The organism is Psychrobacillus sp. FJAT-21963 (assembly GCF_001420585.1).
Lineage (GTDB): Bacteria > Bacillota > Bacilli > Bacillales_A > Planococcaceae > Psychrobacillus.
Map to the genome: position 1 here is coordinate 70,932 of NZ_LJIY01000009.1, position 12,776 is coordinate 83,707.

The following is a 12,776-nucleotide window of genomic DNA, read 5'->3' on the forward strand; positions in this document are numbered from 1 at the left end:
TTTTTTTATNATCAAAACTTTTTTTATATAATAAATAAAGGGATAATGAATGAATATTCATTCAAATTAATGAGGGGGACGAGAATATGAGTTTAGTTTCACGTGTTCAACAAATTGCTACACAGCATCCTGAAAAAATTGCGTATCATTTTATGGGGTCTGATACGACTTATGCGGAATTTGAACATTCGATAGAACGATTTGCTACTGCACTCCGCTCACTAGGAATTGAAAAAGGAGATCATGTTGGTTTTTTACTTGGAAACTCACCACATTTTCTCATTTCTCTTTATGCTACGATGCGGTTAGGGGCAACTGCGGTACCAATCAATCCTATATATACGCCTGATGAAATCAGTTATATTGTCAAAAATAGTGATGCAAAAGCAATTATTGCATTAGATGCATTACTCCCTTTAGTTGAAAGAGCAGAAGGTATTTTTACTTCTGTTGAAAATTATGTTATTTGTGAGACTCAAGCGGATACAGTAGAGAAACTAGCTACATTACCGGATTCTTTAAAAGCAAAAGTGAAATCGTTTTCATTTTTAATTAAGTCTACTACACCTGATGTTACACCTGTAGAAGTTTCAGAAGAGGATACTGCTGTAATTTTATATACTTCAGGGACAACAGGTCATCCAAAAGGGGCAATGCTTACATATAAAAATATTTATTCTAATGCACGAGATGTAGCGGAGTATTTAAGTATTAATACGGATGACCGTGTCATTACAACTCTTCCTGTATTCCATGTATTTGCGCTTACAGTTGTCGTTAATGCTCCATTATTAGTTGGAGCAACATTATTATTAGTACCTAAATTTAGTCCACAAGATGTATTTAAAATTGCCAAAGAGCATAAGGCAACAATCTTTGCTGGAGTTCCGACAATGTTCAATTTCTTGTATCAATATCCAGAAGGAGATGTAGAAGATTTTTCAACGATTCGTTTAGCAATTTCTGGTGGTTCTTCATTACCAGTTGCATTACTACACAACTTCGAGGAAAAATTTAACGTACGTATTTCAGAAGGCTACGGATTATCGGAGGCTTCCCCAGTAACATGCTTCAATCCGATTGACCGTGAACGTAAACCAGGATCCATTGGAACAAATATTGTCAATGTGGAGAATAAAGTAGTAAACCAGCTTGGAGAAGAGGTACCTGTTGGAGAAGTAGGTGAACTAATCGTTAGAGGTCCAAACGTTATGAAGGGTTATTATAAAATGCCTGAAGAAACGGAAAACGCTATTCGAAATGGTTGGTTGTATACAGGAGACCTTGCAAGACAAGACGAAGAAGGTTACTTCTACATTGTCGATCGTAAGAAAGATATGATTATAGTAGGAGGATACAATGTTTACCCACGTGAAGTGGAGGAAGTTTTGTTTGGACATCCAGGTATTGTGGAAGCTGCTGTAGTTGGTATTCCTGACCTTAACTTTGGGGAAGAGGTATTGGCATTTGTTGTGAAAAAAGATACGTCTTTAACTGAAGAGCAGCTATATGAATATTGTACTGAAAAGCTTGCGAAGTACAAAATACCTAAGAAGTTTGAGTTTTTAGAGGAACTTCCAAAAAATACGACAGGTAAAATATTACGTCGTTCATTAAAAGAACAAACTGTTCAATAGAATAATTAACTGCTCCTTTTATAAGGTGCAGTTTTTTTATATGATTAAGAAGGGAAATGATTTCGAGTGTCGAAATAAATGAGAGTAAGAAATTGAAAGTGGGGATATAGAGATGGCAAAAAGAAAGTTAGAAGCAAAGGATTTATTTAAACTTCATTCTATAACAAGTCCAGTACTATCACCTAGTGGGAAAGAAGCGGTATTTATACGGACACAAATGGATGAAAAGGACAATAAATATTATGCTCATTTATATCATTTAAATTTAAACACAGAAGAAATTACTCAGTGGACACATAAGAAAGAACGAGTATCCTCCCCTAAGTGGTCTAGGGACGGAAAGTATATTGCTTTCTTATCTAATCGCGAAGAAAAGAGTCAAATTTATATTCTACCTTCTTCTGGAGGAGAAGCGAAGCAACTTACAACTATGGAAAAAGGAATTTCTAGCTATCTATGGTCACCATGTGGAAAGAAAATATGGTTCACGGCTCCTTTAAAAGAAGGGAAATCATGGACAGATGAACCAGAAAAGGATGAAAAAAAGCTACCAGAGGCGTATGTAGTAGATAAAATGAAATACCATGCAGATGGTGCTGGACTATTGCCAGTAGATGTTTACAAACAAATTGGCTCGATTGACATAGAGACTGCTGTAATTACTCCATTCACGGAAGGCAACTATCAATATAATTTGCAGGCGGTTTCTCATGATGGGAAGAAGCTTGTTATAGGTGTGAACCGGGAGGAAAATCAAGATTTTTCATTTACCCAACCAATGTATCTTGTCGATATTGATACGAAGGAAGAAACAGAAATAATAAATGAGGATGGTTATTTTGGAGGTGCCGCATTTTCAAAGGATGACCAGTATCTTGCATTTGTTGGTATGCCTCGTACTTACCAAAATGCAACCCATGCAGAAGTATATGTATATGAAGTAAATTCTGGCATACGACAAATAATAACTGAAGGCTTTGATGCACCAGTTGGCGACTATGCGGCTGCAGACTTCCAACAAGGGGCAAGTGCACCAGATGTAGTATGGACAGATGACAATCACTTGTACTTCCAAGTGTCCACAATGGGAGATATACGTCTTTATTTTGCATCTTTAGAAGGTGAATTGTATCCTGCTACAGGTGAAGATGAGCATGTGTATGGGTATGATGTAGATACAACAGGGACGTTTGCGCTAGTTACAGTTAGCAACCCAATATTTCCCGGGGAATTATTTAGACAGAATTTGGCGACTGGTGAAAGAAAAGTACTTACACAATTTAACAAGGATTATCTAAATGACGTGGAACTTGTCGAACCAGAGGCTATTGTCTTTAAGGGAGCAAAAGATTGGGATGTGCACGGATGGTTGATGAAGCCAGTAGGATATGAAGAAGGCAATAAGTATCCACTTATTGTAGAAATACATGGTGGACCTCATGCAATGTATGGCAACACGTTCTTTCACGAGCTGCAGTTGTTAGCAGCAGAAGGATATGGAGTGTTATATGTAAATCCTCGCGGAAGTCATAGTTATAGTCAAAACTTCGTAGACGCAGTTCGTGGTGACTATGGTGGAGGAGACTATGAGGATATCATGTCGGGACTTGATTATGTATTAAAGGAAAATGACTGGATAGATGATTCACGACTTGGCGTTACCGGAGGAAGCTATGGTGGATTTATGACGAATTGGATAGTAGGACATACGAATCGCTTTAAAGCTGCGGTTACTCAACGTTCCATTTCGAATTGGGTAAGCTTTTTTGGGGTATCAGATATCGGTTATTACTTTACTCCATGGCAAATAGGTGCAGATATGACAGATATCGATAAGCTATGGGATGCATCTCCATTGAAATATGCCGCTAATGTGGAAACTCCATTACTTATATTGCACAGTGAAAATGACTACCGTTGCCCAATTGAACAAGGGCAGCAATTGTATATAACACTAAAGGCAATGGGAAAAGAAACAAGCTTTGTCCGCTTCCCAAAAGCAGATCATAATCTATCCAGAGTTGGCTTGCCTAATTTAAGATTGACTCGATTGGAACAAATTACAGGATGGTTCAAGAAATATATATAAGAATAGAGAAAAGCCCTTCATTTCCTGTGTAGAAAAATGAAGGGCTTTTTGATAATCGGATAATAACTACTCAGAATCGGATAATGAACACTTAGAATCGGATAATAACTACTGCATATCGGATAATAATCACTTAGATATGGATAAAAACCACTCAGAGTCGGATAATCCATATTTATACCCTGACTGAAATTTGACCATTCTAGATAAGAACAATCAAATAAATTATCATTCAAGTTATCTCTTATCAAATCCATTTTTAAAATACATAAACACCAATCCTATAATCCATATAGGTCCAACAATTAATGCAATTCGTGTTTCTGGGAAGTATGCCATCAGTCCGAGCACTAACACTAAAAATGCAAGCGCTATATAAGAACCAAAAGGAAAGAATATTGCTTTATACGTTAATCTAGAAACCTCTCCTTTAGAAAGGGTTTTACGGAATTTTAATTGGGACAACAAAATAATTCCCCATGTCCAAACAGCTCCGAATGTTGAAATACTTGTGACCCAAATAAACACTTTCTCAGGCACAAGGTAGTTCAGTATGACACCTACTAATAGTAAGGTTGCGGAGAATATGATTGCCTTAGAAGGAACACCATTCCTACTAATCTTTTTAAATGAAGCTGACGCTTGCCTTTGTTCTGCTAAGTTAAACAACATGCGTCCTGTACTAAAGATTCCGCTATTACAACTAGAAAGTGCGGCAGTTAATACAACGAAATTTATAATGCCTGCTGCTGGTCCTATGCCGATTTGTTCAAACATTAACACAAATGGACTTCCATTACTGCCTATTTCATCCCATGGATAAATGGACATAATGACAAATAAAGCACCAACATAGAACAATAAAATACGCCAAAAAACCGTATCAATCGCTCGAGGAATGACTGTTTTCGGATTTTTTGCTTCTCCAGCAGTAACCCCAATCATCTCCACACCTAAGTATGCAAACATGACCATTTGTAGAGACATAAAGATACCAGTGATCCCATTTGGTGCAAATCCACCATGCGACCATAAGTTACTAATACCAACAGCAACTCCACCATTACCAATTCCAAAAATAATCACACCTAGTCCCACAAAAATCATAGCAAGGATTGCCACAATTTTTATAAGGGCGAACCAAAACTCGAATTCACCATAAGCTTTTACGGTGATTAAATTTACCATCGTCATGATAACGAGTGCTGCTAATGCCCAAATCCAGCTTGGTGTGTCCGGATACCACATTTGCATATAAACACCAACAGCAGTAATCTCTGCCATACATGTTACAACCCATAAAAACCAATAATTCCATCCGGTAATATAACCTGCAAGCGGTCCTAAATAATCCTTTGCATACCTACTAAAAGAGCCTGCAACCGGATTATGCACAGCCATCTCACCGAGGGCACGCATAATTATTAAGATAGCGATTCCACCAACTATGTATGAAATAAGAATTGCTGGTCCTGCCAATTTGATAGCAGTAGCTGAACCTAAAAATAATCCTACTCCTATTGCTGCACCTAACGACATTAAGGTGATATGACGTTGTTCTAATCCACGTTGTAATTTCTGATTGTCACCCAATGGTATGTCACTCCTTTGAATAGATTACTTATGTTATATAACACTAACCATAATAAAGCATTGAGAGAGAACAGTCTATATTATTTGAAATGTGGTAAAATTATGTATATGTATTGGATGAGGTGATGAAATTGAAACAGGTGACTATTCGACCTATAGTTGAGAATGAATTATCTAAATTATGGGAACTAAGTGCGAAAGAAGAGGCGCCAGAATGGAAAAAGTGGGATGCTCCTTACTTTCCATATGAACCAAAAACATTTGAACAGTTTTTAGAGAAAAAACATCATTATATAAATCAGGAAGACTTTTGGGGAATCTATGTAGATGATTTACTAGTAGGATCTATATGCTACTATTGGGAGCATGAAGAATCTCTTTGGCTTGAAATGGGAATTGTTATCTATGACCCTATCTACTGGAATGGTGGTATCGGTACAGAAGCTTTGCGATTGTGGACCACCCATTTATTTCGTGAATTACCCCTCGTGCGCGTGGGCTATACGACTTGGTCGGGCAACGAGCGGATGATTAAAGTTGGAGAGAAGCTAGGAATGACAATGGAAGCACGTCTTCGTAAATGCCGTTTTTATAATGGAGTTTACTATGATTCTATTAGAATGGGAATATTAAGAGATGAATGGGAAAAAGAGTATGACAGCTTTGCTTGAAATTAAAAATATAACTAAAAATTATTGGGACATGAAAGAGGCAAAGTGCCGCCTTCATTTATTTGAGAATATTACCGTAGTTCTTCAAAAGTCGGAGCGTATTGCTTTACTAGGTAAATCAGGAGAAGGGAAAAGTACACTACTACGGACACTTGCTTTAATTGAAACACTTGATAAAGGTGAAATTTATTTTAAAGGTGATTCAGCAAAAGAACTGGATACACGGCAATGGCGTATGAATATAGCATATGTTGCTCAGCAATCAATCATGCTCCCAGGAACAATCGAGGATAATTTGAAAACTGTTAGCAAGTTGCATAATATTCCATTTGATGAAGGGCTAGCAAAAAAATACATGAAGGATTTAGGACTTGAGCATTTAATGTGGAACAAAAAAGCAAAGGATTTATCTGGTGGAGAGAAACAAAGGGTAGCCTTGGTGCGAACATTATTATTAAATCCACCTGTCCTTCTATTGGATGAAATCACTGCCTCACTTGATCAGCAAAGTAAAGAATACGTAGAGCTGCTTTTGGAACACATACATAAAGAAAAAGGAACATCATTTATTTGGATAACGCATGATCTTGAACAAGCTAAGAAAATCAGTGACCGAGTTTGGTATATGGAGAATGGTAGATTGGCAATTGACTCTCGTACAGAAGACTTTTTTGAAAGTCATCATACTCAAGTAATTCCTGATCAGGTGATGTTATGAGTTTTGTTGCACTCAGCTTCACGTTATTATTCGTTGTTATTACCATGCTCCTATCCGTTTGGCAAAAGCTCGATCTTGAAAAAGATATTGCAGTTGGTACTATTCGCGCGGCTATTCAGCTTCTAGCAGTAGGCTATGTACTGCAATTTGTGTTTCAATCAGAAAATATCCTCATTATTGTATTAATTATTTGCATCATGATTATAGTTGCAGCTAGTAATGCTGCCAAACGTGCTAAAGGTATGACAGGGGTCTTTTGGAGAATTATTATTTCCATAGCAACGATGGAAGTTTTAATGATGGGACTATTACTTGGATTGCAAATAATTGAAGCAACCCCTCAGTACATGATTCCTCTTAGTGGAATGACAATTGGAAATGCTATGGTTGCGTGTGGATTATTTTTAACGCAATTAAAACGAGAAACAGAAAGCTCCAAAGGTGAAATTGAAACTCTTCTCTCCTTAGGTGCCACAAGTCGACAGGCTGTACAGGAAGTACTAAAACGTTCCGTGAAATTTAGTATGATTCCTACAATTGATGCGATGAAAACTGTAGGGCTTGTGCAGCTACCTGGAATGATGACAGGAATGATTATAGCAGGTGCAGACCCAGTGGAGGCTGTACGATATCAGATATTGATAGTCTTTGTTTTTACAAGCTCCTCTGCAATTACGAGTATGATGTTAAGTATGCTTTGTTATAAACATTTATTTACAAAGGATTTGCAATTGAAGGATTGGAGAGAATAAAGTGAAGCCGATAGTCATTGAACAAGCTCCTACTCGAGTAACAGTTAAATATGATCCGACGCCTTTTCATCTACCGAAAAGCATCCAAGAGCGACATCAGTTATTTTGGGAACAGCTAAAAAAGAATAACAAACAGTTTCGGAATGGAGAAGTATTCACTATTACTGATATAAATAAAACTAGTGATGAACTTCAAATAAAAGTTGTAAAAACAGACTACAAACATTTTTTATATACACTTCATCACGCAGATTGTACATACCCTTGTAAAGTCATTTTTACATGTATGGCGGTTATTACGAATGATCATCACATTGCTTTTGGGCGAATGAATCAACATACATCGACTCCGGGAAGATTACAATTTACAGGTGGAGGACTGGACGAGACTGACTTAGATGGCTTTGTATTTAATTTGGAGAGAAGTATAGCAAAAGAGTTAGAAGAAGAAATGGGATTACGTGTTGATTCTCCATTTTCCAAATCATTCAAACCTAAGTTTATTAAGAATAAGGGGACATATGATTTTTGGGCTATTATGTTCGAGTTGAAAGTGGATTATTCTATGAAGGAGCTTCAAGCCTTATTTCAACATCACAATGAAAGTCTTCTAGAAAAAGGCGAGCAACCAGAGTTTGATGAGTTTCTATTTATCAATTTAAATAAAGAGAGCGTGCAGTCCTTTATTCAGAACGATCCATCTTTAAAGGAAGATTATTTAGGGCCTATTTTGTTAAAGTACATCGAAGATTAGATTATCAGGAGAACCCGCAAAAACCCCAGAGAGATTAATTTCTCACTGGGGTTTTTTGTGGGATTTTTAACAGCCATTGGACCGCTTCCAACAAATTTTGTGCAATATGATCTGGTTCTACATCTTTCCAGATCTCTCGATGTTGATGTAAGGAGCTTTTTCCCCAACCAGTTAGGACTAATATTTTCAACGCACCAACAGCATGAGCAGCTAGCATATCTGTTGATCCAACATCCCCGATTACGACACCATTTTTTAGCTCTAAATTATGTTTCCTAGCGGCTTCTATTAACATACCAGGTTTAGGTTTATGACACATACAAGCATCGTTTTCACTATGTGGACAAATAAATGCATCATGGAAGCCGAATGAAAGGAACTCCTCTTGAAACTCTGTGATTGATGCTTCTTTTCTGCTAATTCTATGTTGATTTGTGAATGCAAACATTCGAATGCCATGCTCTTTCAGCAGTTTAAATACATAGTTACTGAATTCATAAGGCTTAAAATGCTTTGGATGAATAAAATGACCAGTGCCACCAATTGTTCCATCTCGATCAATGAATATTGCTTCTATGTTATTTATTTTATCCATTGTTCGATAATGGTTACTTTTTTATTAGTTGCATCTAATTTTATATTTCTTCCAATGGGCATCGTGAGCATGGGATGAGTATGGCAACAATCAAATTCAGTAAGAATAGGGATGGACGGTTGTCCAATTGTTTCTAGTAAGATATCAGATGGTGTTCTTCCCGTTCCTTGATTATCAAACAGTTCGTGTTTTCCTAAAATGATTCCACCTACACGATCAAATACACCGTTCAGTTTTAACAGGTTAAAATTCTTTTCCACAACGGAAGCTGTTTTCATCGTGTCTTCTATTAAGAGAATATCTCCTTCTTTAATCTCAGGCATATAGGGGCTTCCCCAAAAACCATACATAGCATTTAAATTACCACCAATTAATCTTCCTTGTGCGGAACCTCCATTTAAGCAAACCCACTCATTGCTTCTGTTTTCTTTTTCTTCTGTTTTCTCCTCCCAATTAAGTGGCTCATCTGTCCAATAAGGAGGAGTTGGAATAGTAAACGGAGTTTGCTGTTGTTCGATTAACATTTTATTGAAATAATCGAATGTATAGTGCACAAAAGGCTCAAATTCTCCAAAAGAAGGGACCAAAGCTGGACCGTAAAAAGTTGGAACTCCAGTTTGTGCATAAATTCCTAACAAAATAGCAGTTGCATCGGAGTAGCCAATCATTATTTTAGGATTCTTCTTAAATGCTTCATAGTCGATATAAGGCAAAATTGCATTCGAATTAGTTCCACCAATTGTTGACATAATACATTTGACGTCCGGGTCACGAATGAGTTCATTTAATTCATTTGCCCGTTCCTGAATACTTCCAGAACGATAATAATCATGCTGTCCTGTTAGATTTCCTTCAACAATCTGTAACCCTTTGGATTCTAAAAAAGACTTTGCTCTTTTATATCTCTTAGGGGATGAGTAAGTGATAGGAGAAGATGGTGAATAGATCCCAATCTTATCTCCTTGCTTTAGTCGATTTAAAAGTGTCATAAAATATATTCTCCTCGATTAATTTATGTAATAGTTAAGAAAAATGCAAAGAGGTAAGTATTTACAATTATAGCTTAATTAAGATAAAGTGAAAATATAATATTCTGAAAGATTTTGTTTATGATGAAGAGTATTATAGATAAAAACTTGGGGGCAAGAAAATGTTGATAAAAGAACAGACAGAGTTGTTATGTAAAGATGGATATTATATTAGTACCGATAAAAGTTTGTTGGATGTGGAAGTCATCTATAATTTTCTTAGTAAAGAATCTTATTGGCTTGAAGGTACGTCAAAAGCATTGGTTATAGCATCTATCGAAAATTCAACTATCTGTTATGGTATTTATGATGGAGATCCTACTAAGGGGACACCAAAGCAAATTGGTTTCGCTCGTGTCTTAACTGACCTTGTTAGATATTCTTGGCTGGCGGATGTGTTCGTACTTCCTGAATTTAGAGGAAAGGGTCTAAGTAAATGGTTGATGACCGTGATCACGGAGAATACAAAATTAAAAGGAACGAATTTTCACTTAGGCACTAGAGATGCTCATTCCCTGTATGCACAATTTGGTTTTAAGCCTTTAGAGCGAACTGAAAACAGTATGGCAAGACCACTTGATTGGGATGCTATAAATTCAATATATAAGGTAGATAAATAAAAAAGAAAGAAGTAACTGCACCGCATGCTGTTTATTAAGAGCGGAGGGGTTACTTCTTTTTATGTGCTAATTCATATTTTATTCGCATTTTCCAAGTGCTGAAGTTTGAAATTAAATAATAAATACTTAAGTAAATCAAACTAAAACTAGTTACTTCTACTAAAAAACGAAGTATGGTGAGCATACTGAAATTGTCCATTAATTTATACTGAAAAAAATCCATTTTAAAAATTGTATTATCTGCAATTATCTTAGTAAGGATGTAAGAAAAAAATGCTTTCCAAAATGTCATCTATCCACCTCCGTAGTAGGTATTTATTATCTCACATTTCCAAATATTATGCGATTATAATAGTTAAGCATAGATGCAAGACATTTTAACGGCTTCTTATATAATGAAGGTAGATTTTCTAATGGAAAGGAATCCGAATAAGATGCAGCTTGTTATAACTTTTAGTATTTTAGCGATTAGTATCGTTTTATTTATTAGTAATCGAATACGTGCAGATTTAGTAGCACTGCTGGCATTATTAGCATTTGTCATAACCGGCGTTTTGGAACCAACAGAAGCCCTTGCCGGTTTTTCTAATTCGGTTGTTATTATGATTGCTGGATTGTTTGTAGTTGGGGCAGGGCTGCTAAGTACAGGTCTTGCGCATACAGCTGGAAACTTGCTACTAAGATTGTCGGGAAAAAGTGAAAAAAAGTTATTCGTATTATTACTAATCATTACAGGTAGCGTTGGGGCGTTCATGAGTAATACAGGAACGGTTGCTTTAATGCTTCCGATTGTTATTAGTATTGCAATTAGTATTAATAGCAGTCCTTCCAAGTATTTAATTCCACTTTCTTATATTAGTAGCTTGTCTGGTCTGTTAACTCTTATTGCGACACCTGCTAATTTGCTTATTAGTCAAGTACTTGTTGACAATGGCTATGAGAAGCTAGGATTCTTTGAAATTACTCCTGTAGGCATTATTGCTATTATAGTTGGGATTCTATATTTCGTCGTTGCACGAAATATTGTACTTCCAAATGGTAAAAATAAAAAAGCGATAAAAGATGAGCATAAGCTTTCACCAAAGCAATTGGCGATTGATTATGAACTCGGTGGTAATTTGCATCGCCTTAAAGTACCTGATGATTCACCAATGATAGGGAAGCAACTTGCACAATTAAAGCTTCCGGCTAAGTATCATCTAGTTATTTTGAAAATTGATCGTAAATCGACGGAAGGTATTCATATATTACCTATTACATATCAAGAAATGGCTGGACCGACGAGCATAATACAGGCAAAGGATATTTTATATATTCAAGGCACTTTTGATAGCATAGAGAAACTCGCCGAAGATTATTTGTTAATAATTGATGCAGAGGAATCTGAAGCAGATGTACTTGTAACAAAACAATTAGGAATTGCTGAGGTGCTCTTAACTCCTCATTCTAGTTTAATAAATGAGACTGTAGGCAGCATTGGCTTCCGTGAAAAATATAATTTAAATATTTTAGGTATTAATCGAAAAGGAGAGTATGTACTAAGTAATATGGCGGGCGTTCGCCTTCGTTTCGGAGATGCTCTTTTAGTACAAGGTGCATGGGAAGAAATTGAATTACTCTCAAGAGCGATGCAGGATGTTGTAGTTGTTGGACAACCGAAAGAACATGCTAGTACGGCTGCTGCAAGTGGTAAAGCTCCAATTGCAGGGGCAATTATGTTGTTCATGATCGTATTAATGATTTTAGAAGTTTTTCCAGCTGTTATTTCTGTATTGATTGGTGCTGTACTTATGATTATTACAGGTTGTCTTCGAAATATGGATGATGCTTATGGAAAAATGAACTGGGAAAGTATTGTTTTGATTGCAGCAATGCTTCCAATGGCAACAGCTCTTGAAAAAACAGGTGGAATGGTTATACTTTCAAAAGGAATTATCGATCTTCTAGGTGGATTTGGAGCAATGGGAGTTTTGGCAGGCATTTATTTTATTACGATGTTATTTGGTCAATTTATTAGTAACACCGCAACGGCCGTTTTATTTGCGCCGATTGCAATGAGTGCAGCTATTACGATGGATGCAAATCCATATACGTTCTTAATCGCAATTGCAGTTTCTTCCAGCATGGCTTTTGCGACACCTGTTGCATCTCCGACAAATGCATTAGTAATGACAGCAGGGGGATATAAGTTTATGAACTTTGTGAAAGCTGGTATTCCTCTACAAATTGTTATGTTTATTGTAATGATGATTGTCATTCCAATTTTCTTCCCGTTGTGATAAATAATGAAGGGTCTTTCGTTTTAAGGGAGGCTCTTTT

At 36.5% G+C, this 12,776-nt stretch carries 11 protein-coding genes; 8 read left to right on the forward strand and 3 right to left on the reverse strand.

Features of this window, described 5'->3' with window-relative positions:
- Positions 1 to 86: 86 nt before the first annotated feature.
- Both AN959_RS16930 and AN959_RS16935 read left to right on the forward strand, forming a co-directional pair.
- Positions 87 to 1,637 (forward strand): fatty acid--CoA ligase family protein, encoded by a 1,551-nt coding sequence (locus tag AN959_RS16930; RefSeq protein WP_056832481.1) that lies wholly within the window; start codon positions 87 to 89, stop codon positions 1,635 to 1,637.
- Positions 1,638 to 1,749: 112 nt separating this feature from the next.
- Complete coding sequence (locus AN959_RS16935) at positions 1,750 to 3,726, forward strand: S9 family peptidase (protein ID WP_056832483.1); 1,977 nt, start codon at positions 1,750 to 1,752, stop codon at positions 3,724 to 3,726.
- A 237-nt stretch (positions 3,727 to 3,963) separates the two neighbouring features.
- On the opposite strand, the gene AN959_RS16940 is transcribed toward AN959_RS16935, so the two are convergent.
- Positions 3,964 to 5,319 (reverse strand): amino acid permease, encoded by a 1,356-nt coding sequence (locus AN959_RS16940; protein ID WP_082461072.1) that lies wholly within the window; start codon positions 5,317 to 5,319, stop codon positions 3,964 to 3,966.
- Between the two features lie 125 nt (positions 5,320 to 5,444).
- On the opposite strand from AN959_RS16940, the gene AN959_RS16945 reads away from it, so the two are divergent.
- The 4 genes from AN959_RS16945 to AN959_RS16960 are packed head-to-tail and all read left to right on the forward strand — an operon-like array spanning position 5,445 to position 8,214.
- Complete coding sequence (locus tag AN959_RS16945) at positions 5,445 to 5,990, forward strand: GNAT family N-acetyltransferase (RefSeq protein ID WP_056832485.1); 546 nt, start codon at positions 5,445 to 5,447, stop codon at positions 5,988 to 5,990.
- The gene (locus tag AN959_RS16950) at positions 5,974 to 6,708 is read left to right on the forward strand and encodes an ATP-binding cassette domain-containing protein (protein WP_056832487.1); all 735 of its coding nucleotides are present in this window, start codon (positions 5,974 to 5,976) and stop codon (positions 6,706 to 6,708) included. Before AN959_RS16945 ends, AN959_RS16950 begins: the two co-directional genes overlap by 17 nt.
- Complete coding sequence (gene fetB, locus AN959_RS16955; protein ID WP_056832489.1) at positions 6,705 to 7,460, forward strand: iron export ABC transporter permease subunit FetB; 756 nt, start codon at positions 6,705 to 6,707, stop codon at positions 7,458 to 7,460. Before AN959_RS16950 ends, fetB begins: the two co-directional genes overlap by 4 nt.
- A 1-nt stretch (position 7,461) precedes the next feature.
- Positions 7,462 to 8,214, forward strand: a complete 753-nt coding sequence (locus AN959_RS16960) for an NUDIX hydrolase (protein ID WP_056832491.1) — start codon at positions 7,462 to 7,464, stop codon at positions 8,212 to 8,214.
- Between the two features lie 34 nt (positions 8,215 to 8,248).
- Here the strand turns inward: AN959_RS16960 and AN959_RS16965 are convergent, their stop codons facing one another.
- Together AN959_RS16965 and AN959_RS16970 are read right to left on the reverse strand one after the other, a co-directional pair.
- Positions 8,249 to 8,809 (reverse strand): HAD-IIIA family hydrolase, encoded by a 561-nt coding sequence (locus AN959_RS16965; RefSeq protein WP_056832493.1) that lies wholly within the window; start codon positions 8,807 to 8,809, stop codon positions 8,249 to 8,251.
- Positions 8,797 to 9,798, reverse strand: a complete 1,002-nt coding sequence (locus AN959_RS16970) for a S66 peptidase family protein (RefSeq protein WP_056832495.1) — start codon at positions 9,796 to 9,798, stop codon at positions 8,797 to 8,799. Before AN959_RS16970 ends, AN959_RS16965 begins: the two co-directional genes overlap by 13 nt.
- 161 nt (positions 9,799 to 9,959) lie before the next feature.
- On the opposite strand from AN959_RS16970, the gene AN959_RS16975 reads away from it, so the two are divergent.
- Together AN959_RS16975 and AN959_RS16985 are read left to right on the forward strand one after the other, a co-directional pair.
- Positions 9,960 to 10,457 carry a GNAT family N-acetyltransferase gene (locus AN959_RS16975; RefSeq protein WP_056832497.1) on the forward strand — a complete coding sequence of 166 codons (498 nt, stop codon included), beginning with the start codon at positions 9,960 to 9,962 and terminating at the stop codon, positions 10,455 to 10,457.
- 434 nt (positions 10,458 to 10,891) lie between these two features.
- A complete protein-coding gene (locus AN959_RS16985) occupies positions 10,892 to 12,736 on the forward strand; it encodes an SLC13 family permease (protein WP_056832812.1) in 1,845 nt (614 codons plus the stop codon).
- The last annotated feature ends 40 nt before the right edge of the window (positions 12,737 to 12,776 follow it).